Source organism: Streptomyces sp. NPDC048057 (assembly GCF_040653095.1).
GTDB lineage: Bacteria > Actinomycetota > Actinomycetes > Streptomycetales > Streptomycetaceae > Streptomyces.
The window spans coordinates 21,747-44,144 of record NZ_JBEZNF010000048.1 but is presented as its reverse complement, the minus strand read 5'-3'; the positions used below and the strand labels follow the sequence as shown (position 1 = coordinate 44,144).

The 22,398-nt window shown below is 70.0% G+C and carries 23 protein-coding genes; 13 read left to right on the top strand and 10 right to left on the bottom strand.

Going from position 1 to position 22,398, the window contains the following annotated elements; translation table 11 throughout:
* Positions 1–115: 115 nt before the first annotated feature.
* Positions 116–739: a hypothetical protein gene (locus tag AB0E05_RS34740; protein WP_361971264.1), complete on the bottom strand. Its 624-nt coding sequence runs from the start codon at positions 737–739 to the stop codon at positions 116–118.
* A 369-nt stretch (positions 740–1,108) separates the two neighbouring features.
* Between AB0E05_RS34740 and AB0E05_RS34735 the strand changes: the two genes are divergently transcribed.
* From AB0E05_RS34735 to AB0E05_RS34715, 5 genes are all read left to right on the top strand, one after another.
* Positions 1,109–1,765 (top strand): class F sortase, encoded by a 657-nt coding sequence (locus AB0E05_RS34735; protein WP_361971262.1) that lies wholly within the window; start codon positions 1,109–1,111, stop codon positions 1,763–1,765.
* A 395-nt stretch (positions 1,766–2,160) separates the two neighbouring features.
* Positions 2,161–3,723 carry a recombinase family protein gene (locus AB0E05_RS34730; RefSeq protein ID WP_361971260.1) on the top strand — a complete coding sequence of 521 codons (1,563 nt, stop codon included), beginning with the start codon at positions 2,161–2,163 and terminating at the stop codon, positions 3,721–3,723.
* A 547-nt stretch (positions 3,724–4,270) separates the two neighbouring features.
* Positions 4,271–4,645, top strand: coding sequence for an HNH endonuclease signature motif containing protein (locus tag AB0E05_RS34725; RefSeq protein ID WP_361971258.1), 375 nt, complete (start codon positions 4,271–4,273; stop codon positions 4,643–4,645).
* Between the two features lie 811 nt (positions 4,646–5,456).
* Positions 5,457–5,954 (top strand): phage terminase small subunit P27 family, encoded by a 498-nt coding sequence (locus tag AB0E05_RS34720; RefSeq protein ID WP_361971257.1) that lies wholly within the window; start codon positions 5,457–5,459, stop codon positions 5,952–5,954.
* Between the two features lie 44 nt (positions 5,955–5,998).
* Entirely contained in the window at positions 5,999–6,934 is a 936-nt protein-coding gene (locus AB0E05_RS34715; RefSeq protein ID WP_361971255.1) for a major capsid protein, read from the top strand.
* Between the two features lie 75 nt (positions 6,935–7,009).
* Here the strand turns inward: AB0E05_RS34715 and AB0E05_RS34710 are convergent, their stop codons facing one another.
* A complete protein-coding gene (locus AB0E05_RS34710; protein WP_361971254.1) occupies positions 7,010–7,513 on the bottom strand; it encodes a GNAT family N-acetyltransferase in 504 nt (167 codons plus the stop codon).
* Between the two features lie 1,568 nt (positions 7,514–9,081).
* On the opposite strand from AB0E05_RS34710, the gene AB0E05_RS34705 reads away from it, so the two are divergent.
* From AB0E05_RS34705 to AB0E05_RS34690, 4 genes are all read left to right on the top strand, one after another.
* Positions 9,082–9,261 carry a hypothetical protein gene (locus AB0E05_RS34705; protein WP_361971252.1) on the top strand — a complete coding sequence of 60 codons (180 nt, stop codon included), beginning with the start codon at positions 9,082–9,084 and terminating at the stop codon, positions 9,259–9,261.
* A gap of 205 nt (positions 9,262–9,466) precedes the next feature.
* Positions 9,467–9,706 carry a hypothetical protein gene (locus tag AB0E05_RS34700; RefSeq protein ID WP_361971250.1) on the top strand — a complete coding sequence of 80 codons (240 nt, stop codon included), beginning with the start codon at positions 9,467–9,469 and terminating at the stop codon, positions 9,704–9,706.
* Positions 9,703–9,870 (top strand): hypothetical protein, encoded by a 168-nt coding sequence (locus AB0E05_RS34695; RefSeq protein WP_361971248.1) that lies wholly within the window; start codon positions 9,703–9,705, stop codon positions 9,868–9,870. The genes AB0E05_RS34700 and AB0E05_RS34695 overlap by 4 nt, the downstream gene beginning before the upstream one ends.
* A gap of 112 nt (positions 9,871–9,982) precedes the next feature.
* A complete protein-coding gene (locus AB0E05_RS34690) occupies positions 9,983–10,195 on the top strand; it encodes a DUF397 domain-containing protein (protein WP_361971246.1) in 213 nt (70 codons plus the stop codon).
* Between the two features lie 556 nt (positions 10,196–10,751).
* Here the strand turns inward: AB0E05_RS34690 and AB0E05_RS34685 are convergent.
* The gene (locus AB0E05_RS34685) at positions 10,752–11,597 is read right to left on the bottom strand and encodes a polysaccharide deacetylase family protein (protein WP_361971244.1); all 846 of its coding nucleotides are present in this window, start codon (positions 11,595–11,597) and stop codon (positions 10,752–10,754) included.
* A 196-nt stretch (positions 11,598–11,793) separates the two neighbouring features.
* Between AB0E05_RS34685 and AB0E05_RS34680 the strand changes: the two genes are divergently transcribed.
* Positions 11,794–12,291, top strand: coding sequence for a universal stress protein (locus tag AB0E05_RS34680; RefSeq protein WP_361971242.1), 498 nt, complete (start codon positions 11,794–11,796; stop codon positions 12,289–12,291).
* Positions 12,292–12,316: 25 nt separating this feature from the next.
* On the opposite strand, the gene AB0E05_RS34675 is transcribed toward AB0E05_RS34680, so the two are convergent.
* The gene (locus tag AB0E05_RS34675; protein WP_361971240.1) at positions 12,317–13,534 is read right to left on the bottom strand and encodes a CapA family protein; all 1,218 of its coding nucleotides are present in this window, start codon (positions 13,532–13,534) and stop codon (positions 12,317–12,319) included.
* A 407-nt stretch (positions 13,535–13,941) separates the two neighbouring features.
* On the opposite strand from AB0E05_RS34675, the gene AB0E05_RS34670 reads away from it, so the two are divergent.
* Both AB0E05_RS34670 and AB0E05_RS34665 read left to right on the top strand, forming a co-directional pair.
* A complete protein-coding gene (locus AB0E05_RS34670; protein ID WP_361971238.1) occupies positions 13,942–14,493 on the top strand; it encodes a sigma-70 family RNA polymerase sigma factor in 552 nt (183 codons plus the stop codon).
* A gap of 246 nt (positions 14,494–14,739) precedes the next feature.
* Positions 14,740–15,261, top strand: a complete 522-nt coding sequence (locus tag AB0E05_RS34665; RefSeq protein ID WP_361971237.1) for a hypothetical protein — start codon at positions 14,740–14,742, stop codon at positions 15,259–15,261.
* A gap of 99 nt (positions 15,262–15,360) precedes the next feature.
* Here the strand turns inward: AB0E05_RS34665 and AB0E05_RS34660 are convergent, their stop codons facing one another.
* From AB0E05_RS34660 to AB0E05_RS34640, 5 genes are all read right to left on the bottom strand, one after another.
* Positions 15,361–16,578 carry a histidine kinase gene (locus tag AB0E05_RS34660; RefSeq protein WP_361971235.1) on the bottom strand — a complete coding sequence of 406 codons (1,218 nt, stop codon included), beginning with the start codon at positions 16,576–16,578 and terminating at the stop codon, positions 15,361–15,363.
* Entirely contained in the window at positions 16,575–18,353 is a 1,779-nt protein-coding gene (locus tag AB0E05_RS34655; RefSeq protein ID WP_361971233.1) for a cation acetate symporter, read from the bottom strand. Before AB0E05_RS34655 ends, AB0E05_RS34660 begins: the two co-directional genes overlap by 4 nt.
* Before the next feature lie 88 nt (positions 18,354–18,441).
* A complete protein-coding gene (locus tag AB0E05_RS34650) occupies positions 18,442–18,822 on the bottom strand; it encodes a hypothetical protein (RefSeq protein ID WP_361971231.1) in 381 nt (126 codons plus the stop codon).
* A gap of 130 nt (positions 18,823–18,952) precedes the next feature.
* Positions 18,953–19,231 carry a hypothetical protein gene (locus tag AB0E05_RS34645; protein WP_361971229.1) on the bottom strand — a complete coding sequence of 93 codons (279 nt, stop codon included), beginning with the start codon at positions 19,229–19,231 and terminating at the stop codon, positions 18,953–18,955.
* A 163-nt stretch (positions 19,232–19,394) separates the two neighbouring features.
* Complete coding sequence (locus tag AB0E05_RS34640) at positions 19,395–20,195, bottom strand: LytTR family DNA-binding domain-containing protein (protein ID WP_361971227.1); 801 nt, start codon at positions 20,193–20,195, stop codon at positions 19,395–19,397.
* A 554-nt stretch (positions 20,196–20,749) separates the two neighbouring features.
* Here AB0E05_RS34640 and AB0E05_RS34635 point away from each other — a divergent pair.
* On the top strand, positions 20,750–21,445 hold the full coding sequence (locus AB0E05_RS34635) for a zf-HC2 domain-containing protein (RefSeq protein ID WP_361971225.1): 696 nt from the start codon (positions 20,750–20,752) through the stop codon (positions 21,443–21,445).
* 25 nt (positions 21,446–21,470) lie between these two features.
* Here AB0E05_RS34635 and AB0E05_RS34630 read toward each other — a convergent pair whose 3' ends face one another.
* Entirely contained in the window at positions 21,471–22,331 is an 861-nt protein-coding gene (locus tag AB0E05_RS34630) for a DNA-formamidopyrimidine glycosylase family protein (RefSeq protein WP_361971223.1), read from the bottom strand.
* Between the last annotated feature and the right edge of the window lie 67 nt (positions 22,332–22,398).

Below are 22,398 nucleotides of genomic sequence, written 5' to 3'. Positions count from 1 at the left end.
AACACTGGGATGGGTTTTTCTTTGTTGTGCTTTCCCTACACCCCGCGGCCGGCCCGTTTGCCCGCAGCGGGGGGGGGGCCCGGGGCGGTTGCGCCGACCGGGAGGTTCGATGCGGTCAGGCCCGTCCGCCGGCGGCCCCGCGACGTCGGGTCAGCGCGAAGGCGCCGCCGGCCAGCGCAACGGCCACGAGCCCGCCGCCGACCGCCATTTCGGCGGTGGTGGGGGCGACGGTGCCACCGAGGCCGCCGTGCGCCCCGCGCCCTCGGAGCACGGTGAACTCGGCCGTCTCGACGCGGTTGCTGCCGTGGCAGCGGACCGCGAGGTTGTAGTCGCCGGGGGCCGTGTTGTCGCGGACGCGGGCGAAGGCGGTCAGCTCGCCGCGCTCCCGCCCGTCCCTGTTGTCCCGGGCCTCGCGGTTGTCCCCGCCGTCCCTGTTGTCACGGTTGTCGCCACGGTTGTCACGGTTATCGCGGTTGTCCCGGGCATCTCGGTTGTCACGGCCGTCGCGGTTCTCCAGGCGGGCCGTGGGAAAGGCGTTCGACGTCACCGTCCCGCCGCGGTTGCAGCCGTTCACCGTGATGGTCAGGGTGCCGCCCTCGTGGACGGCGCGCGGGTGGACGGAGATGTTGAACGGCCCCAGATCCTGGTTGTCGCCGCCGCCGGCCGCGGCCAGCGGGGCCGGGACCCCGATGGCCGCGCACGCGACCGCGGCCACGGCGAGAGCGCGTGAAGCACGCATCGTGAACCTCCATCGGAAGACGCCCGGAGCGGTGCTCCGGGTAAGTCGACGAGTACGCCTTCCATGACGAACCCTCACCAGGCTCGCCACCCGCCGCATGTCGACGCTCGTCCGGCCCGGTGAGCCGACACGCCCACGTCACGCCCAATGGATTCCACGGAGCCGCAGGTCACGGACCGTCACACCGGTCCGGAAGTTTTATCGGACCGATGGCACGGATGGGTCACCCCGGGTGGCGGTCGCCACCCGTTCGCCCCTTCCTCCTCGCCAAGATCGCCTCTCTCCCCTAACGTGCCGTTGAAAATCAATAAAAGTGACATGTCATAAGAAAAGCCCGAAGTGCGGCGAAGGACATGAAGGGGAGTGCCCATGGGCGCGGAGTACCGCGACCCGGAGGCGAGACGGCGACGCTCGCCCTGGGGAGTGCTGGCGCTGGTGATGCTCACCGGCATCGCGCTGATGAAGAACGGCGTGGACGTGGCCCTCGGCCCGCCGCAGCCCGCTGCCGCCGCCTCCCTCGGCCGTTCGCAGGGGGAGACCTTCGCCCCCGTGACCGCGGTCGAGACGCTGGAGCACGCGCCCGCCGACCGGATCCGCATCCCCTCGCTCGACATCGACGCCCCGCTCATGAACGTCGGCCTCGACCCCGACGGCTGGATCGAGGCGCCGCCTGCCGAGGACCCCGACATCGCCGGCTGGTACCAGAACGGTGTCGCCCCCGGCCAGCGCGGCACCGCCGTGGTCGTCGGCCACGTCGACAACGCCACCGGCCCCGCCGTCTTCTACGGCCTCGGCTCCGTGAAGACGGGCCGGCGCATCGAGGTGCCCCGGCTCGACGGCAGCACGGCGGTGTTCGAGGTGTACGGCGTGGAGGTGTACGACAAGGAGGAGTTCCCCGGCTCCCAGGTGTACGGGGACACCGGCTACCCCGAGCTGCGCGTGATCACCTGCGGCGGCGCGTACTCCCGCGAGCGCGGCTACGACGCGAACGTGGTCGTCTTCGCCCGCATGGTCTCCTCCCGCTGACGCGCTCCACCGGCAGCCAGTCGTGCGCTCGGCCGCTCCCGGGGCGCCCCGACGCGGCCGTCAGGTCGCGCCCTCTTGCGCCTCTGGGCGAAGCCGCCGTTTCCCTCCGGGAGCGCCGGTCCCTGCGGCCCGGTGGTGGGTTGTTCGCGCAGGTAGTCCCAACACCCTGGGAACTGCCCGGCACGGGCCGAACCCGCAGGTCAGAAGGGGTAGCCATGACTACCGCCACCCTCCCCGCGCGCTCCCGTAGGACATCCTCGGTCTCTACCAGGGCCATGAAGAAGCATTCAGGCAGCAGCACGGACCGTGGTCCCGGGAACCCCTCGCACTCCACCGAGCGGACGAAGGGAACTACCGAGGTCATGGGGGTGTGCACGTGCCACGGTCGCCCCCAGGTGGATCTACTGCTGCGAAAGTCCAAGGTGGTGCGCGAGGGCGAGCGGGCTTTGTCCATCCGGGACCAGGAAGACCGGGGCCGACGTTGGGCCGACGAGAACGGCTACTGCGTTCGCAAGGTGTGGAAAGAGAACCTGTCGGCTTGGTCTGACATCCGGCGCCCGAAGTACGACGCGGCGATGACTGCGGTACTGGCCGGTGAGGTGCCGTGCCTGTGGGTGTTCGCGCTCGACCGGTTCAGCCGCAAGGGCGCGGAAGCAGTCGTTCCGATCCTCGGCAAGGCCCGAGTCATCTTCGACTACGAGCGCCTGGACAGCATGGACGAGCGTGACCGGCGGTGGATCATCGACCGCGCCGAGAACGCACGCGAGTACAGCCAGCGGCTGAGCTACAACGTCAAGAGCACCAAGGCGACGCAGCGGCGCGAGGGCAAGTGGCTCGGGCGCGCCCCCTTCGGGCTGACGGTTGACCCCGGAACCCGGAAGCTGCGCCCCAACACAACCCCCTACATGTGTCTGGTGAAGGGGCAGAAGGAAGTCACCCCGTGGGAAGTGATCGTTCGCGTCTTCACGGAGATAGCCGAGGGTGTGTCCTCGCATGCGCTGTCCCGCAAGTTCAACGCTGAAGGGCTCCGGACACCGTTGGGGGCGGTGTGGCGGGCTGACTCCATCCGCGCCATCATCATCCACCCCGTGTATGAGGGGTGGCTCACACACTCCCCGGGCGGGAAGTCCCACACCGACCGGGTTCCGTTCCTCAACGAGAAGGGCGAGAAGGTCCGCGTCGTCACCCCCAACGTGCTGCCCGACATGATCCCCGCCGAACTCGCCGCCCGAGCCCGCCGCGTACTGTCCGGCAACCAGGTGCCCAGCATGGCCCCGCGCACCGAGCGACCGGGCCGCGTCGCACACAGCATGTCCGGGCGCATGCGGTGCGCCGGATGCGGCGGTTCGATGACCCTCAACGGCGCGTCGTACGTCTGCCTGCGCAGGGCCGACGGACCCGAAGCATGCCCCGCACCCGCCACGGTGAGCCGCGCTGTCATAGAGCGGTACATCGTGCCCACGTGGTCCGATCGTCTGTACCGAGCCGGTGAAGACGATCCGTTGTTGGTCGCCGTGGGCGAGCGCTGGCAGGCATGGAGGCAGCCCGACGAGACACAGGATGTCGCCGACGCACGCGCCGAAGTACGAGCCGCACAAGCCGCGCTCGACCAGTGGCACAGCGATGACCGGGCCGGCTTCTACACGGGACGCTCCGCCAAGTACCGCATCCCCCACAAGAACGCAGCAGAAGCACGGTTGGACGCGGCGGAGGAACGCCTCACCGAGCTTGCCGGCTCCGGCACGGTCGACCTGTCGCTACTCGTCAACGGCCGCGCTTACGGGATGTGGGAAGCGTCCGACCCGATTGCGCGTAGGGACCTCATCGGGTTGGCGATTGACACGGTGACGGTCACCAAAGCCCCTTCCCGTGGCGTGCGGTTCGACGGAGCCGCGCGGGTTTCGATCCAGTGGGCTGAGCCCGAGTCCGACCCGGACAGGTTCGCTGAAGCCGCGTAGCCACCCCGTCGCACCACCTACGATCACCTGTAGTCCGTGCCGACATGGGTGCACGGGTCAGGCTCGGTCCCCGGTGACGGGGCGCAGTACGGCCGTAGCCGCCCTAACAGCCCCGGATGGTCCCCGTGACCGTCCGGGGCTTTCCCATACCCGCACACGGTTGCTCGGAGCCATGAGGAGCAAGCCGGCTCGGGTTCGGCAGCGGGGGCAGTCAGCAGACGGAGCCATGACGGTATGACGTTTTGATAGGTGTTTTTGATTGCACATAAAAAATTATAGAGAAAACGAGAAACGCCATCGAACCGTCATGTCGTCATGGTCGGGACGTGACAGGCCACTGTCGGTCCTTACTACTAGTGCAACCGAGAGAACGGGACTACCGCACACCCGCCCGACAGGGGGACACAGGTGGTCTGAGTGCCCGGGGCTCTCGCCCGAAGCTTCGTCCGCTGCGAAGCGCGCACCGGACAGAGCGCGGGGAGACCACAGGAACGCGTAGTTCGTGGTCTCCCCATGGTGTCCGAGTACACGACATGAGGGGGCGCCCATGCCTTGTATCGACTGCACCGAGCCGGCGACCCATCGGGGCCGCTGTGAACAGCACCACCGCATGTACGAGGGGCGGGCTCCGGTCCGGTCCCGTGCACGCCGAGGACGACGCAGAGCGGCCCGGTACGACGGTGCGGCACGGCTCCGGGCCAGGGTGGACGCTCGCGGCTCGGGCTGGTGCGCGTGGTGTCTCGGAGACTTCCCCGCTGATGGCCTGGAGATTGACCACGTGAAGCCGCTCGCCCTTGGCGGGGACGACACAGACCGGAACGTCCATGCGCTCTGTGTCGAGTGCCACGGGCTCAAGACGAGTGCGGAGTTCCGTCGTGTTGCACCACTGGTGACACCCTCACGCCTGAGCACGTACCTCTAGGGCTCTGACAGTGAGTGCCGCGAGAGCGACAAGAAAGACCATTGTGAGTCCAGCCATCTGCACGTGCTCCGACACTCCCTTGAGACGCAAGTAGCTCTTCCCAAAGCCGATTTCAATGCAGCCGTCCGCGTCCGCGTCCGCGTCGCGCTCGGTCTCGTGTGTAGACATGGCAGCAGGAGACAGGGTTTCGTCCGGTCCGTCAAATTCATCTATGTGGGCCGCGCGGATGTGCGAAAGGCACTCTGCATATCGCACGATTGCGCTCCCCGTTGGGAGGTGATCCCCCTGCCCCGTAGACCCCGCCGGCCCTGCACCATCCCGGGGTGCCCTGAGCTGACCCCCCGTGGTGGTCGGTGTCCCGCTCATGAGCGTGAGGCGACTCGACTCCGTGAGACTCCGGGCACCAGCGCGTACGGCCCGCAGTGGCCCGGTGCCCGCCGTAGGTACCTGTACGCGAACCCGTGGTGCGTGCTCTGCTCTGCCGCTGCGACGGTTGCCGACCATCACCCTGTGAGCCGGCGAGAGCTGGTGGCGAGGGGCGAGCCGAACCCTGATGCGTGGAAGCACCTTCGGCCCTTGTGCACGTCGTGCCATGGCCGCGAGACGGCTCGGCACCAGCCTGGCGGGTTCGCTGCTGAGCGACGTTCGCAGCGTGAGTCAGGCGAGCGTCCGCCGTTCTGACGCGGTGGCCCCGGGCGGGGTCCCCCTGCCCCTCCCACAGCCGCACGAGTGGGAGCGAAAAAACTTTCTCCGGGGCTGAAAGTGTTTTTGGGTGCCCGAAATCGGGTCCATCGTCGTAAAGGGAGAGTGAATGGCAGACCGATATAGACCGAAACCCGCGATCCAGCGGGCACGTGAAGGGAACCCTTCCAAGACAGCGATCACGGAAGGTGTAGTTGTTCCGTGCGCTGTCCTCGCCGAACCGGATTGGGTGGGAGTCTTCCGGTTCTCGTCCGATCCCAAGGTTGAATCAGCGAACGTCCGTTGTCGTGACATGGCTTTGCAAGAGTGGCGACGCGTGGTCCCCGTTCTGGAAGTAGCGGCCGGTATCGGGGAAGTCGACCACACCACCGTGAATGACATGTGCGTGTGCGTCGCGCGTATCGACCAAGCCGAGCGGGACATTTCCGAACGCGGGCTCATGGTCACCGCTGAGCGCGGAACGGTGAAGAACGGGGCCGCAACCATCGCGGGGCAGTACCGGACGCAGCTCGCCCGCTACATCCGAGAACTGGGGCTCTCGCCGAGTTCCCGCGCCGCGATCAAAGCACCGGAATTCGATGAAGACGACGACGGAATCTTTGACTGATCTTTCAGTCAGTAACAACATTTCACTAGATAAGGGAGTTCATCATGGCGTTGACGCTTGCCGAGTCCGCGAAGCTTTGCACCGAGCATCTTCAGATGGGAGTGATCCAAACCTTCGTTGAGGAGTCGCCCATTCTTGACCGCCTGCCGCTGATCACGTTCGAGGGCTCCGCCTACGCCTACAACGAGGAATCATCGCTTCCCGGTGTTTCCTTCCGGGCCGTAAATGAGGCATACCCGGAGAGCACGGGTTCGGTGAACCAACGAATAGAGACGCTGGCAATCCTCGGCGGTGACGCGGACGTTGACCGATTCATCGTCAAGACCCGGGGCGACAAGAACGATCAGCGGGTAGTCCAAACCGTGATGAAGGTCAAGGCTGCGTCCATGCATTTCTCGGACCAGTTCTTCCACGGTGACACCATGGTGAACCCGAAGGGGTTTGACGGTCTGCGAAAGCGGCTCATTGGGCGCCAGGTCATCGACGCGAACGGAGTCGGACCTATCGCCAACGGCCATGAGTTCTTTGATGCCCTTGATAGGCTCGCCGCTTCCGTGCGCGGTATCAACGGGTCGAACGGCGCGCTCTACATGAACAGCCAGCTTATCGCACGAATTCGCTCCGGATTCCGCCGCTTGGGCGGTGGTGAACTCTTGATGAGCGACATCGCAGGGAAGCGCACCATAATGTGGAATGGCATCCCACTGCTGGACGCTGGCCAAAAGCTGGACGGTACGGATGTGCTGCCGTTGACTGCCGGTACGGGTGGCAAGGAAACCGGGGATATCTACGCTGTTCGCTTCGGGACCAACGAGGCTGACGCGGCGGTCACGGGCCTGACGAACGGCGGAATCCAGGCGACCGATCTCGGTGAGGCACACGACAAGCCGGTATATCGAACCCGGATCGAATTCTACTGCGGCATCGCCGTATTTGGTGGGAAGGGCGCCGCGCGTCTGATGAATGTACTGAACGGCTGATGCAGAGGATAATTATCCGCCCCGGCCGTTATGGTCGGGGTTTCCTTTGTTATGGCATCCCAGCAGGGTGCCTGTTTACAGTTGCCGGACCATGACTGCGTATGTCGGGGAGTCGTCAGAAGGCTTCGCTTCGCCTACCTTTGTATATTTCCAGCGCTCATACATGGCCTGGATTCTGGGGCGTTGGGTTTCCACTGTAAGCGAGACCATGTCGGCCGTCACTTCATTGAGTAGCGTGTCGTGAAGTGTCTGTGCGCGCCCACCGCCGCGCCATTTTGGAATTACCATGAGTTCCGACAGGGCGAAGACGGATCCTCTGAGCATCCGGGGGCGGGGGTGCCCCTTCCACCAACCGCCCGGTTTGAACATGGAGCCGTAAGCAAAGCCAACTGGGCCACCCTCCTCCCAACCTGAAATGCATAGCCAGTCTTCTCGCGAAGACCAGCGGTCAACGAAGTGGGAGAAGCGCTCCCGCGAGTGGAACTCGTCCGAGGTATCGGCGTACGCCTCGTCGTGGATGTCCAAGAGAAGGGAGCGCACATCCCGTGCGTCCGCGTGCGTGTAGCACTTCAGGTCCATTCGGCAGACTCCTCAATCCATTCGACCACTTCGGAGACCTTTGACCCTGAGGCTACGAGCATCTTGCGCGTGGCAGTCAAAGTACGAATCGTGCGCCCTGACTCAGACGTAAAAGGTAGCGTCACATACGCCTGTCGACTTGTCGCGCTGGCTAGCTCCAAATCGCCTTGTCTGGCCTGAGCGAGAGACAAATGCGCGGTATACAAGGCTCGATCGCGAGTCTTTTCCTTCGAGATGGATGCAAGAGTGCGATGGAGGCAATACTCAGACCTCTCGTGCTCCCCCAGTGCCACCCATACGAAAGCGGACAGGGCATCAAACTCGCTGCTGTCGTAGAACCTGATCCACACGGGCCGCTCTTGGTCGGAAGCACGCGCAAAGGCGCGTTCGGCATCGCTGAGGGCTCGCAGAGCGTCGGACCGCCGTGCCGGTACGCGGGCAAGTCCGTTGGCGTTGCGTAGGTGCCCGAGAGAGGCGTATAGGGGATCTCGCCGTGCGATTGACGAGCGCTTCATCACCTCTGCCCCTGCCACAGCTTCAGGGTGGTTCTCCCGCATGCTGGACGCTAGGAACATGTGGTTCCAGACATGAAACGCTGCCTCGCTGTCCCGAGACAGGACAGCGAAGGTCAGGGCCCTGTCGAGGTGCGTACGCGCCCGCTTCGGTGCCTTAGCGTCAAGCGAAGCGAACGCAGCGGAGCAAGTGACCTCCGCGACAAGCCGATGCAGCATGCCTTGTACGCGGGCTGAGGCCGTGGACTGCACCAGGGCAGACTGGATTCGAGAAGCCAGCTCGACCGCCAGGTTCTCCACCCTCTTCGAGCCCCGCCCTACGTCGTCGTCCCGAAGAATGGCCACGTAGTCCTGATGAAAGCGCCGAACATCGTTGATGCCAAGTCGCTGAGAGGCGGTGGCGTCCGGGGCCCCTACGGCCAGGGTTGCCCCGCCCGCAGCGCTGAGGAGTGTGCGACGACGCATGGGGTCTTCCTCCGTGGGGACAGCTCGCTTCTTGCGCGGCACGAACCCTAGATCCACAGCACTCGCAGAGAGAACCCTCTCCAGACCGATCCTGATTCGCTCCTGCGGCCACTTGGTCTCGCCGCGTAACCATCGGCGCACATCTGCGTCAGTGACGTTGCCCGACTTCCCTGTTAGAGCGCCGATCTCAGTATTGATGAGACGTGCTAACTCTCTCTGTTTGAGCCGGAGTTCTTCCATCCGAGCTGCAAGCTTCCGGTTCGGCTGTGGCATGCCCCCAAGGTAGCTCTGAGCGACGCCAGAAACACGAGCGAAGGTAAAATTCACCGGTGTCACGCGAGGACGTACCTCGCCTTTTCACCTGTCCCGGGTGCTGCAACGGCCGTTGACTGTGTGTCACAAGGACCCCCGCGACGCGCGAACGTCCGGGGGCGTGGTCACCAACCCTCGTGGAGGTTGACGACAGTGCCCAAACTTACAAGCGGACTTCCCGTACGTCCTCGGGATCGAGACGTCGTGAGTGTCGGCGGTTGTTCTGAGTCGCTGCCTGATGGCTGGTCGTGGTTCACGTCGATCCCGTATCGCGACGCGTTGCCGTCCCACTGGTACGCGACGTCTCCGTACCCGGTGGACGGGCTGAAGGAGAAGTACGGGAAGCGCGCGTGGGACCTGTGCTCCACGGTCTCGGGTGAGTCGTGGGAGTCGCTGTGCGCCGAGGTTCAGGCGCAGGTGGAGTTGTATCGGGAGTTCACGGGTGGTGGTGCGGTGTGACTGCACCCGTCCATCACACGGGCGCTCTCGTGGCTCCGGGGCTGGTGGGTTTCGCCAGCGGCTCCGTGGACCCGAGGACGCCTGACGGTCGTCCGTGGTGGGAGGCGTACGGCGGTCGGCGAGACGAGGCGTCCGGAATGATCGCGTTCCCGGCTGTCTCGCTGCCTCAGTGCCCGTTCCCGTGCCCGCAGTGCAGGGGGCAGTGATGGCACGCTCCACGTACCGATTCCGGGAACACGCTCTGGGCCCGGACACGTCGCCCGACGCTGAACCCTTCCTGCACGCCATGGAGTGCAAGGAGTGCGGAAGCAGTAGCGACACGTCCGAGGAGTCCGGACACGGCTCCGTGTGGGCGGTCGCTCACCTCAAGGCCCACCCCGGTCATCTGACCTACCGGGCGTACATCATGCGCCCTTACCGATTCGAGCCGGGAGAGTGGCTGTGAAGGACCGACACTCACCCGCTGTTCGAGAGTTCACCGGCACGGCGGGCGATGATCTGCTGACCGTTCACCTCCTCAAGGACGGACAGCCCAAGTGCGGGGCGCCCGGCAAGGTCGATCAGTGGCAGCGCACTGCGAACTGCCCCGCCTGCCTGGCGTCCGAGTGAGCCCCCGCCCTGGTGGACGCTCCGAACGGGCAAGGGGGTGAGCGTTTGCCGGGGCGGGTCGCATGACGGCGCGGGGACCGACTCCCCGCAGCACGACGAAGGGAAACGAACCATGGCCGAGCGGCCCGCATTCGAGTTCGTCGGCATGACCATGTGCCGCCCCCGCTCCGGTGTGCAGAACTGCCCGGAGGTGGCCACCAACGTTCCCGGCACGGTCGCGTTCCGGGACAGCAACGCCCCGGAGGCCGTCGTTACCATGACGTCGGAGTCGTGGGCGTTGTTCACGGCCGCTGTGAAGGCCGGGGAGTACGACATCACGGCATGACCTGAGAGGGCGACCATGCAGGAGTGCCCGCACTGCCACGCCGAGTGTGTGACAGACCCCGAGACGGGGTGGGGCTACTGCCTGCCGTGCGGTGAGCCTGTCTCCGCTCCGGAACCTGCGCCGTGTTCCGGTCCGGAGCCGTGGCGGGGCAGGCTCACTCGGTTGCCATACCGGCCACGCGAACACTGAGCCGGTACTCACGCGACGGTCGTACGCCCTCTCTGGTGTGCGACAGAGGTAGCAACGTATCCGGCCAAGCCGTACCCACCGGACCAAGCTGAACCCGTGCAACGTGATCAGCTAGCCCCGAACCAGACCACAGAACGCCCCGTTCGGCCACGCGCCGGACGGGGCTTTTTCTGCATCTGACCTGGCGCTTTTCGAGTTATAAGGGTGTAGGGTCTGCGCAGTTCCCCGCGCCCCTCAATGCCTCCGCCTCACGCCCGCAGATGAATGACGGGGCAGCGAAGCATGTGGCGCTGGCGGAACTGCGCGACAAGCCACAGGCGGCCCGCGGACGCCAACACGGCACACGTGCCCCGGCGTGCCGGGCGCGTCAGCGCTGGGGGACCGTGATGCGGTACCCCGCCTCCAGGAGCCTCGGCAGATAGTTCCGCAGCGCCACCACGCTCTGCGAGCGGTCGCCGCCCGCGTCGTGCGAGAGCACCACCACGCCCGGCCCCGCCCCGTCCAGCACCCGGCTCACGATCGTGCCGGCGCCCGGCTCGGTCCAGTCCAGGGTGTCCACCGTCCACCCCAGCGGTTCCATGCCCAACTCGGCCCCGATCTGGAACGAGAGCCGGTTCCAGGCGCCGAAGGGGGCCCGATACCACAGCGGCGGATGCCCCAGCACCCCCTCGACGGCGTCGCTGGTGCGCCCCATCTCGCTGCGGATCCGCGCCGCCGACAACGACGGCATCAGGGGGTGCGACCAGGTGTGGTTGCCGATGACGTGACCGTCCTCGGACATCTGGCGCAGCAGGTCCCGGTGTTGGGCGACCATCTCGCCGCAGACGAAGAACATCGCGGGCACGCCGTACCGGCGCAACGTGGTCAAGATGTCCGGGGTGTAGCTCGGATCGGGCCCGTCGTCGAAGGTCAGCACCATGCTGCGGCCCTCGGCGGGCAGGCTGAGGAACGGGTGCTCACGCACGGGCGGCCTGGTCCGGCGCGCCCGCCGCGGCACGGTGGTCATCGGCTGGAGCCGGTAGGCGGAGGCCCGGACCCGGTGCGCCGAGGTGCCCGGCGCCCCCGCAGCCCCGGCCCCGACCGGGCCCGCCTTGGGCGCGGCGGACTGTTCCCCGGTCCCTTCGGTGACGAGGAGGCCGGCCGTGGCGAGCGCGCCGAGGCCCGCGGCGATGCGGAGCACCGAGCGGCGCTCCGGCGTCTGATCCTTCTTCATGACCAACTGCTCGCACGAGTGCGCGGTCGGTTCGCACACCAACACGCCACCGCACGGGAAAGCACCCGATGAGAGCAGTCGAACAAGCCTCGCCAGAACACGCCATCGACCGCCGGGGTCCCTCGCCCTGGACGGGCCCGGCGACCTGACGGCATCCCGGGTCCGTCCCTGCGGACGACGGCATAGCCTCGGTGGTGTGACAGAGCCCGAGCCTCCGCAGCCCCCACGCTCCCCCGACCCGGGAAGCTCCTCCCGCTTCGAACGCGGCACCGACGGTCCGAAGGTGATCCTCGCCGGCGTGGACGGCTCCGACGCGTCCTTGCGCGCGGTCGCCTACGCCAGCGGGCTGGCCCGCCGGCAGAACGCGCTGCTCGCCATCGTGTACGTGCAGCCGGTGGTGGCGGCGGGCGCGGCGCTCGGCGCCCCGGTCGTGGACGTCACCGAGGAGATCGCGGAGGGCCTGGTCGCCGAGATCCGGGACGCCACGGAACGCGTCCGGGGCATCTGGGACGTCCGGTGGGAGTTCCACACCTTCCGCGGGGACCCGTACGGCGGGCTGACGCGGGCCGCGGAGGAGCTGACCGCGGACGCGGTGGTCGTCGGCCTGTCGGAGTCCGCGGGACACCGGTTCATCGGTTCGGTCGCGGTACGGCTGGTGAAGGCGGGCCGGTGGCCGGTGACGGTGGTGCCCTGATCCACCGTCCGACTACGGGCCGGGGTCAGCGGGCGAGGACGAGGCCGTCCCGGTCCGCGCCCCGGCTGAGGACGGCTGCGCTGATCGCGTCGTGGATCGCCTGGTGGTCCTCCCGCTCGGGGTCCTCGGCGAGGGCGGCGGGCAGGTTGACGACCCGGCCGGCCGAGGTGTCGTACCACTGGGGGACGAACTCGGCCTTGGTGACGGCCCACCGCTCCCCCGGCCGGGCGGGCGGGGCGAAGGTGAAGCGGCCGATGGAGCCCTGGTTGCCGCGGTGGTCGCGGGCGCCGGTGTGGTCGAACATCGGGCCGGCGATCTGGTCCCCCATGCCGTAGATCACCCAGGTGCCGTTCACCTTCTCGTACGCCTGGGGGACGTGGGCGTGGGTGCCGAGGATCAGGTCGACGTCGGGTCGGCCCTCGGTGGTGGACGCAGTGAGGCCGCGGGCGAGGGCGATCTGCTGCTCGTCCGGTTCCGTCTGCCATTCGGTGCCCCAGTGCAGGCTGAGGACGACCACGTCCGCGCCGGCGCCGCGCGCCGCCCGGGCATCGGCGACGATCTTCGCCTCGTCGATCAGCTGGACGGCCCAGGGCTGGTCTTCGGGGGTGTCGTTGCCGTTGGTGCCGTACGTGTAGGCGAGGTGGGCGACCTTGGCGCCGCCGGCCTTCAGCCACCCGGGGGTGGTGGCCTCCTGCGGCGTACGGGCCGATCCGTGGTGGGCGAGCCCGGCGGTGTCCATGGCGTCCAGGGTGCGCCGGATGCCGTCGGCCCCGTCGTCGAGGGAGTGGTTGGAGGCGGTGGAGCAGGCGTCGTAGCCGGTGGCGGCGAGGCCCCGGGCGACCTCGGGCGGCGAGGTGAAGGCGGGGTAGCCGCGGTAGTCGCCGTCCGCGCCGTACACGGTCTCCATGTGACAGATCGCCAGGTCCGCTGTGGACACCACCGGGCGGACGGCGGCGAGCATCGGCCGGAAGTCGTGGTCGCCGCTCGATGCGCTGGTGGAGTCGCTGGCGGCCTGGGCGATGACGGAGTCGTGCGGCAGGACGTCGCCGCTGGCGACGAGCGTGAAGCTGCGCGTGGGGTCGGCGCCGCCGCCTCCGGTGGAGGGCCGGGCGGCGCCCGGGGCGGAGCCGCGGTCCCGCTCGCCGCCGGGCGCGCTGCAGGCCGCGGCGGTGACGGCGGTCAGGAGGAGGGCGGCGAGGACGACCGTCCGACGTCGTCTGCGCGGTGTGGTGCGCTCTCCCATGGACCGACTCCCGGTGCAACAAGCGAAGGAAACAGACAAAAGCCACTCAATATGACTATGTGACTGCACAGGGCGCCCGAGCGGGAGTCAAGCGTCACGGCCCGATCGGTCACTCAATCGGAGTTCCGCAATCCGGTTTTCGGCCGTTCATCGATCCGCTTCCCCGGCCGTCCGGATCCGGCCGCCCGTTCACCGCACCACTCGCCGCGGCAAGCGACCGCTCGCCGACGACCGCGCCCGGCCGTCTGTCCCTCGCCGTGCGGATGGGTTCGGATACGCCACAACCCCGAAAGCACCACCCAGAGCACGCCCCGAACCGCACCCCCACCCCACGACCCCGGCGGCCGATCCGGACCGGACGCCCGACCGACCTCGACCGACAGCGAGCACGCGAAAGGGCGTTGGCCATGACGACGGCGACCGCGACCGCTCCCTCGACCGCCGACGAGGGGACCATCGTCGATCTGCACCGCCAGCACGGACCGGCGCTGCTCAGCTTCCTCCAGGGCCTGACCTACGGAGACCAGCAGCGGGCCGAGGACCTGCTCCAGGAGACCCTGGTACGGGCCTGGCAGCACCCCGAGGCGTTCGAGGGCCCCTACGAGTCCATGCGCCCGTGGCTGTTCACCGTGGGCCGCCGGCTGGCGATCGACGCCCGCCGCTCCCGGCTCGCCCGGCCCGCCGAGATCGGCGACGGCGTGCTCGCCACCACCCCGGACCCCTGCGACGTCACCGAGACCGCCGTGGCGCAACTCGACGTCCGCGCCGCCGTCGGCACCCTCAGCGACGACCACCGCGCCGTCCTGGACCGGCTCTACTTCCAGGGACTCAGCGTCAACGAAGCCGCCGAGTCCCTGGGCATCCCCCCGGGCACGGTCAAGTCGCGTACGCACTATGCGCTGCGCGCCCTCGCCCGCTGTCTACCCGGCTATGCGCGCCCCGGCCGCACGGCGGCCTGACCCGGGCGGCCGGCTCCCCGCCCCGGGTCCCGGCCGTGCCGCTGCGTCCCGCCCCTCCCCACCTCCCGATCCGGCCCGTGGGCACCCTGCGCCCCGCTGGCACCGCCTCTCCCCGGGGCCACGGCGCGGGACCGCAGAGTGCGGAACCTCACGGGTGAATTGAGTAAAGACCCGTCCCCAGCCGTGCTACTCGGAGGAGGCTCGTCTCCGAGTCAAGAGAAGGTCGCCCGGAAGAAGGTGGGAAGGGTGCAGCCCGAACGTACGAACGGCACCAGCGGAGAAGCGCTGGCCATCCCGATGGCGTGGCTATGCGCCGAGTACATCGCGGACGAGGTGTTGCGCACCGGCGACCTCGTCGACGCCGGCACGTTGGAGTACCGTGCCGGTCGCCGGACGCTGGCGCTCACGGTGTACCTGTGCGACGGCGCCGACGAGGTGGCCGGGGTGCAGGCGGTGGCGCGGATCGAGGAGTGGCTGAACCTCACCTCGTACGACCACCCCTGGGCCGCGTGGGTGGACGAGCAGTTGGCGGCGCGCGAGGAACGCGCGCGCGAGGCCGGTGGGCCAGCGGGGCCCGACCTCGTGCTGGCCCGGGAGTCCTGGCGTTGGCTGCGGCAGACCGAGCTGCTCGCCACCGACCTCGGCGACGAAGGACCCCGGCGCGCCACGGACGCGCCACCGCGGACCGTGGACGAGGACACCCGGTCGTGGACCCCGGCCTGGCAGCTCGGGCTGCCGCTCAGCCATCTGGCGATCCACCTGTTCTGACCGCGCGACCTCCCCCGCGTCTCCCCGACGTTCCCCGCTCCCCCACGCTCCGCGCGCACGGGCGGTCCGCCCGCCGGACCCGGTGCCGACGGCGCGCGGTCACACCGCCCTGCGGCCGGGTGACGAGTGCACCCCGGCCCGGTACTTGGGCACCCGCACCGTGATCTTCATCCCGGCGCCGACCCCGGTCTCGATGACCAGCCCGTGGTCGTCCCCGTACACCTGGCGCAGCCGCTCGTCCACGTTCGACAGGCCGATGCCGGACGATCCGTTGCGCTCCCCCGCCAGGATGCGGCGCAGTTCGCCCGGGTCCATGCCGACGCCGTCGTCCTCGATGGTCACCACCGCCTCCGCGCCCGCGTCCTGCGCCGCGATCGTGATCCGCCGCTGGCCCGTGGAGTCCTCCAGGCCGTGCTTGACCGCGTTCTCCACGAGCGGCTGGAGGCAGAGGAAGGGCAGCGCCACCGGCAGCACCTCCGGCGCGACCTGGAGGGTCACCTTCAGCCGCCGGCCGAAGCGCGCCCCGGCGAGGGCGAGGTACTGCTCGATGGAGCGCAGTTCGTCGGCGAGGGTGGTGAACTCGCCGTGCCGCCGGAACGAGTAGCGGGTGAAGTCGGCGAACTCCAGCAGCAGTTCCCGGGCCCGCTCGGGGTCGGTGCGGACGAACGAGGCGATCGCGGCGAGCGAGTTGAAGATGAAGTGCGGGGAGATCTGGGCGCGCAGGGCCCGGATCTCGGCCTCGATCAGCCGGGTGCGGGAGCGGTCCAGCTCCGCCAGCTCCAGCTGTACGGACACCCAGCGCGCCACTTCGGTCGCCGCCCGCACCAGGACGGCCGACTCCCGGGAGCCGTACGCCACCAGCGCTCCGAGCACCCCCTGGTCGCCGGTGAGCGGGGCGATCACGGCCCACCGCAGGGGGCACTCCAGGTCCTCGCACCGGGTCTCGATGCTCTGGCTGCGGCCCGAGTCCAGCACCGCGCCGACGCGGGCCATCACCCGCTGCTCGTGGTGGTTTCCGCCCGGCCCGTCCCAGGCCAGCACCTTCTCCCGGTCGGTCAGGCACAGTGCTTCCGTGCCGAGCAGGGAGCGCAGTCGACGGGCCGCCTTGCGCGCGGTGTCCTCGGTGAGCCCGGCCCGCAGCGGGGGCGCGGCGAGGGAGGCGGTGTGCAGGGTGTGGAAGGTGGCGCGCTCCACGGGGGTGCCGAGGTCGAGGTCGGCGGTGGGGCGCCGGCGGGCGGTCAGCCGGCCCAGGGCGACGCCCGCGACCAGGAGGACGACCCCGGCGGCGGCCAGCGCCGCCAGTCCCGTACCGGTCATCGCCCGTCTCCCTCTGCTCCGGCGGGGCCTTCGGACGCGTGCGGCGCTTCGGGGTGCGGCTGCGGCCGTCCACCGGCCAGGTCCTCCGGCAGGTGCAGCCGGGCGAGGATCGCGGTGGTGTCGGCGGGCACGTGGCGCGCGGTGGCGAGCGACACCAGGACCATGGTGAGGAAGCCCAGCGGCACGGACCAGACGGCGGGCCAGGCCATCAGGGTGTGGGCCCAGCCCTCGGGCGGGAGCCCGGCGCGGGTGGCCATCACGGCAGTGAGCGCCGAGCCGCCGCCGACGACGAGGCCGGCGGCGGCACCGGGCGGGGTGAGCCGGCGCCACCAGATGCCGAGGACGAGCAGCGGGCAGAACGAGGACGCGGAGACGGCGAAGGCCAGTCCGACGGCGTCGGCGACGGGCACGTTGGTGGCCACCACGCTCACCGCCAGGGGCACGACCATCGCGAGGACGGTGGCGAGCCGGAAGTAGCGCACCCCCCGCGAGGGCAGGACGTCCTGGGAGATCACCCCGGCGACCGACATCGTCAGCCCGGAGGCGGTGGACAGGAAGGCGGCGAAGGCGCCGCCGGCGAGCAGCGCGCCGAGCAGGTCCCCCGCGACCCCGCCGACGACCCGTTCCGGCAGGACGAGCACGGCGGCGTCCGCCTGGCCGGTGAGGGCGAGTTCGGGCGCGTAGATCCGGCCGAGCGCGCCGTAGACGGGCGGCAGCAGGTAGAAGGCGCCGATGAGTCCGAGGACGACGAGGGTGGTGCGGCGGGCGGCGCGCCCGTCGGGGCTGGTGTAGAAGCGGACGGCGACGTGCGGCAGGCCCATGGTGCCGAGGAAGGTGGCGAGGATCAGCCCGTAGGTGGCGTACAGGTGGTAGCCGTCGCGACCGCCGGACAGGGGCTGCGACCAACTCGCCGGGTCGGAGCCGGAGGTGGTCCGCTCGGGGACTTCGGCGCCGCGGGGCAGGGTCAGGCTCGTCCCCGCGCCGACCCGGTGCGCGCCCTCGTCCAGGGTGACGCGCTCGTCGGCGTACGCGGTGCCGTCGACGGTCCCGTCGACGGTGAGGAGCAGCGGCCCGGCCAGTTCGATCCGTACGGTGTCGGCGACCTTCACGGTGGTGTGCTCGCGCAGCACGGCGGGGGCGTCGAAGCGGGCGCGGGGCGCGTCCGCGGAGGCCCACGCCCCGATCAGGAACAGCGCGGGCACGAGCAGCGCGGTCAGTTTCAGCCAGTACTGGAACGCCTGGACGAAGGTGATGCTCCGCATGCCGCCCGCCGCGACCGCACCGGTGACGACGACGGCGACCACCACTCCGCCGACCCAGCCGGGGGCCCCGGTGAGGATCTCCAGCGTCAGCCCGGCGCCCTGGAGTTGCGGCAGCAGGTAGAGCCAGCCGATGCCGACGACGAAGAGCGAGGCCAGGCGGCGCACCGCGGCGGACTCCAGCCGGGCCTCGGCGAAGTCGGAGAGGGTGTACGCGCCGGAGCGCCGCAGCGGAGCGGCGACCAGGACCAGCAGCACCAGGTACCCCGCGGTGTAGCCGACCGGGTACCAGAGCATGTCCGGGCCCTGGAGGAGCACCAGGCCCGCGATGCCGAGGAAGGACGCGGCGGAGAGGTACTCGCCGCTGATGGCGGCGGCGTTCAGGCGCGGGCCGACGGTGCGGGAGGCGACGTAGAAGTCCGAGGTGGTGCGGGAGATCCGCAGCCCGAGCCCGCCGATGAGGAGGGTGGCGAGGACGACGACGGTCACGGCCGTCACCGCGTACGTCTGGTTCACCGGGCCCCGTCCGGGCGGTGGGCAAGGGACCTGTGGGGCGGGCGGGGTATGTCGGGATCGGCGGGGGCCGGCAGGCGCGCGGTCACGGTCAGCGGCCTTCCACGAGCCGGGTGAAGTCCCGTTCGTTGCGCTCGGCCCGGCGCACGTACCAGCGGGCGGTCAGCCACATCACGGGGTGCACGGCGACGCCGAGCGCGGCCCACACGAAGGGCTGGGGGGACAGCGCGTGGCCGTCGAAGGCGGCCGGGAGCGCGAAGAGCAGCGGCAGGGTGCCGACGAGCAGGGCGAGGGTGCCCAGGGCGTAGAGCGCGGAGCGCAGTTGGCTGCGCATCAGGGAGCGGACGTACGTGGCGCCGAGGGTGGTCTGTTCGGTGATCTCGGACCGGGCGGGCGCGTGCCCGGGCGCGCGGCGGGTGCCCCGGGGCACTCCGGTGACCACCTCACGGCGGGGCCGCTGCTCTGCAGACATCGTCGTCCGCTCTCTCGCGTCGTCGGTGAGCCGCCACGGGCTCGGTCGGGCGTGGGGCCACGGAGTCTACGCAGGTGGGACTAGCGACGGTAGACGTCGAGGAGGGCCCGGTCGGCACGACCGGCGGGCGTCATCGGCGCTGGCACGGGCCCGTGTCGTTCAGGTCCCGCAGCGCGATCTCCAGTTCGACGTAGGACTCCTCGGCCCTGCGGAAGGCGACTTCGAGTGCGGCCTCGGCGCGCGGGCCGACGAATCCGCGGGCCGACTCCTGGATCCCGTACAGCACGTCGGCCCAGCGCCCGGCGGCGCTCTTGACGGCGGTGAGCCGTGCGTGGACCTCTTGGGAACTGACGGCCGGGGCGTCCGGCAGGCCCCGCAACTCCTTGAGCAGTGCTTCGATGTCGGACATCAGACCCCTTCGCTCTGCGATCAAGGCTAGGCGGGGTCGGGGCGCGCGGCGGGCCCCCGGGCGCCCTCGCTCGGTGGGCGGGGCCGGCGGATCGCCGGACGGGCGTACGGGACGACGAACGGTCGACGGCGCCCGGCGAACGGCGGCCCCTCACGGCGGCGGGTCAGCCGTGGGCCCTGCGCACCAGCAACTCCCTGAGTTGGCGGGCGTGCCGGCGGCTGACGGCCAGCTCCGCCGAGCCGACCCGCACCGTGGTGGCGCCGCCGTCCAGGCGCAGCTCGTCGATCCGGTCCAGGGCGACGAGGTGACTGCGGTGGATGCGGACGAAGCCGCGCGAGGCCCAGCGCTCCTCCAGGGTGGACAGCGGGATGCGGACCAGGTGGCTGCCGTCGGCGGTGTGCAGCCGGGCGTAGTCGCCCTGGGCTTCGACGTAGGCGATGGAGTCGATCGGGACGAAGCGGGTGACACCGCCGAGTTCGACGGCGATCTGGCCGGCGCTGCTCTGGACGGGGCCCGGTGCGGGCGCGGCGGCGGGGCCCTGCGGAAGGTCGGTCTTGCGCGGTTCGCGGGCGGTGGCGACCTGGTCGCGCACCCGTCGTACGGCTTCCGCCAGCCGCTCGCGGCGCACCGGCTTCAGGACGTAGTCCACCGCCTTCAGGTCGAACGCCTGGACGGCGAAGCCCTCGTGCGCGGTGACGAAGACGATCAGCGGCGGGCGGGCGAAGCGGGCGAGCAGCTTGGCCACGTCGAGTCCGGTGAGCCCGGCCATGTGGATGTCGAGGAAGACGACGTCGATGCCGTCGTCGCCGTCGGCTCCGGCGTCGAGGGCGCGGGTGATGCGGCGCAGGGCGTCGGTGGCGTCGGTGGCCCCTTCGGCGCGGGTGATCCGCGGGTCGGAGCGCAGCAGGTAGAGCAGTTCCGCCAGGGCGGGTTCCTCGTCGTCGACGGCCAGTGCGCGCAGCATGGTGCGGAGTGTAGGCGGGGCGGCGGCGCCCGGCCACGGCGCGGATGCGTCTGTTGCGTGGGGACAGGGCCGCCGTTTCCCTGCGGGAGCGTTGGTCTCCACCGGCCGGTGGTGGGCTCGTCACGTAGTTCCCCGCGCCCCTGGAATCCTCTGCCGCCAGCCCTTGGATGACTGACGGGCCGAGCGAATCAGGGGCGCTGGGGGTGTCCCCCCACCACACACACGCCCTCTGGGCGTTGGGGGCGGAACTGCGCGACAGGCCCACCACCGGGCCGCAGACGCAGTGACGACAGCCCGCCGTACGGCGAAACCGCGCTTGCCGAGGCAGAAGGGCCCCACGGACTCCGTGTTCCCGGCCGGCCGGGAACACGGCTGTGCGGGCGGCGCGGGGTGAAGGAATCGCGGAAGAAGGGGGGCTTCCGTGTCGACTTGAGCGCTTTCGGTTTCCGGTACGTATACATCCATGCCACGCGGGGCGGGACGCAGTGGCACACCCGGCGATGTGCGGCGCCGGACATCCGTGTGCACCGACCCTGAGAGGAAGCGAAGACGTCGTGATCATCCCGCAGCGGCACGAGGACGTGGCGGCCTATGCGCTGGGCGTCCTGGAACCCGCGGACGCCCACCGTTTCGAGGACCACCTTGCGAGGTGCGGTCCCTGTCGGGTCAAGCTGTCCGGGTTCGCCGCGACCGTCGGAGCGCTGCGGGAACTCGCGGCGCTCGGCCCGGCCGGCGTCGACACCGCCATGCCGCCGCCGTCGCGGCGCCGGCTGGTCCAGGAGGTCGGGCGGGCGCGGCGGCGAGCCCGCATGCGTCGGCGCAAGGTCGTGGTGGCGGTGCTCGCGCTGGCGTTCGCGGTGCTCGTGGGGGCGTACGCGGCCCGACCGCCCGGGAAGCCGGCCCCGGCGCCGCGCAGTGCGGCCGGGGAGCGGCTCACGGCCGTCGACGCCGGCACGGGCGTCACGGCGTGGGCGGCGGTGACCGACCGCGGCTGGGGTACGGAGGTGGAGTTACGGCTCGCCGGACTGCGCGGGCCGGCGGCGTGTCGGCTGGTCGCGGTCGGCCGCGACGGCGTCGAACACCCCGTGCTGAGCTGGCGGGTGCCGCCGCAGGGCCACGGCACGGGGGCGCCGGACGGCGGCGCCGCGCTGGAGGTCCAGGGCGGTACGAACGTCCCGTCCTGGGAGATCGACCGCTGGGAGGTCCGGGAGGACGGCACGGGACGTCTCCTGGTGACCCTGCGGAGCTGAGGACGGGCGGACGGGACGGCGCCGGCTACTTCAGCAGGCGCGACATCCGGCGGTCGGCGAGGGGCTTGCCGCCGGTCTGGCAGGTCGGGCAGTACTGGAGGGACGAGTCGCTGAACGACACCTCGCGGATGGTGTCCCCGCACACCGGGCACGGCTGCCCCGTCCGTCCGTGCACCCGCAGCCCGCTCTTCTTCTCCGCCTTCAGCCGCCCGGCCGCCACGCCCCGCGAGCGTTCCAGCGCCTCCCCGAGGGTGCTGCGCAGCGCCTCGTACACCGCGGTGACCTCCTCCTCGTCGAGGTTCTGCACCGGTTTGAACGGCGACATCTTCGCCGCGTGCAGGATCTCGTCGCTGTACGCGTTGCCGATCCCGGCGATCAGGCCCTGGTCGCGCAGGGCGCCCTTGATCTGGCGGCGCTCGTCGGCGAGCAGCGCCGCGAAGGCGTCCCGGTCGAAGTCCGCGGCCAGCGGGTCGGGGCCGAGCCGGGCCACCCCGGGGACCTGCGCCACGTCCCGGACGAGGTGGACGGCGAGCCGTTTCGTGGTGCCCGCCTCGGTGAGGTCGAAGCCGGCGCCGGAGGCGAGGACGGTGCGCAGGGCGAGCGGCCCCTTGCCCGGGCGCGGCGGCGCGGCCGGGAACTCGTCGCTCCAGCGCAGCCAGCCCGCGCGGGCCAGGTGGATCACCAGGTGCAGCCCGCCCGCGGTGATGTCCAGCCACTTGCCGTGCCGCTGCACGGCGGTGACGGTGGCACCCTCGACGGCGGTGAGCGGCGGGTCGTACGTCTTCAGGACGCTGATGTTCAGCGGGAGGACGCGGGCGATCTCCTGTCCCGTCAGATGGGTGTCGAGGAACTCTCTCAGGGATTCCACTTCGGGCAGTTCCGGCATGCGTCCAGGGTGCCGCAGCGGGCGGGAAGCCGCAGGTTCACGGGGTGCCCAGCCCGTGGACACGCTG

Bases quoted from the DNA above. Each gene is read 5' to 3' on its own strand.
- AB0E05_RS34740 (WP_361971264.1), bottom strand. From the start codon at position 739: ATGCGTGCTTCACGCGCTCTCGCCGTGGCCGCGGTCGCGTGCGCGGCC.
- AB0E05_RS34735 (WP_361971262.1), top strand. From the start codon at position 1,109: ATGGGCGCGGAGTACCGCGACCCGGAGGCGAGACGGCGACGCTCGCCC.
- AB0E05_RS34725 (WP_361971258.1), top strand. From the start codon at position 4,271: ATGCCTTGTATCGACTGCACCGAGCCGGCGACCCATCGGGGCCGCTGT.
- AB0E05_RS34720 (WP_361971257.1), top strand. From the start codon at position 5,457: ATGGCAGACCGATATAGACCGAAACCCGCGATCCAGCGGGCACGTGAA.
- AB0E05_RS34715 (WP_361971255.1), top strand. From the start codon at position 5,999: ATGGCGTTGACGCTTGCCGAGTCCGCGAAGCTTTGCACCGAGCATCTT.
- AB0E05_RS34710 (WP_361971254.1), bottom strand. From the start codon at position 7,513: ATGGACCTGAAGTGCTACACGCACGCGGACGCACGGGATGTGCGCTCC.
- AB0E05_RS34700 (WP_361971250.1), top strand. From the start codon at position 9,467: ATGGCACGCTCCACGTACCGATTCCGGGAACACGCTCTGGGCCCGGAC.
- AB0E05_RS34690 (WP_361971246.1), top strand. From the start codon at position 9,983: ATGGCCGAGCGGCCCGCATTCGAGTTCGTCGGCATGACCATGTGCCGC.
- AB0E05_RS34685 (WP_361971244.1), bottom strand. From the start codon at position 11,597: ATGAAGAAGGATCAGACGCCGGAGCGCCGCTCGGTGCTCCGCATCGCC.
- AB0E05_RS34675 (WP_361971240.1), bottom strand. From the start codon at position 13,534: ATGGGAGAGCGCACCACACCGCGCAGACGACGTCGGACGGTCGTCCTC.
- AB0E05_RS34670 (WP_361971238.1), top strand. From the start codon at position 13,942: ATGACGACGGCGACCGCGACCGCTCCCTCGACCGCCGACGAGGGGACC.
- AB0E05_RS34660 (WP_361971235.1), bottom strand. From the start codon at position 16,578: ATGACCGGTACGGGACTGGCGGCGCTGGCCGCCGCCGGGGTCGTCCTC.
- AB0E05_RS34650 (WP_361971231.1), bottom strand. From the start codon at position 18,822: ATGTCTGCAGAGCAGCGGCCCCGCCGTGAGGTGGTCACCGGAGTGCCC.
- AB0E05_RS34645 (WP_361971229.1), bottom strand. From the start codon at position 19,231: ATGTCCGACATCGAAGCACTGCTCAAGGAGTTGCGGGGCCTGCCGGAC.
- AB0E05_RS34640 (WP_361971227.1), bottom strand. From the start codon at position 20,195: ATGCTGCGCGCACTGGCCGTCGACGACGAGGAACCCGCCCTGGCGGAA.
- AB0E05_RS34630 (WP_361971223.1), bottom strand. From the start codon at position 22,331: ATGCCGGAACTGCCCGAAGTGGAATCCCTGAGAGAGTTCCTCGACACC.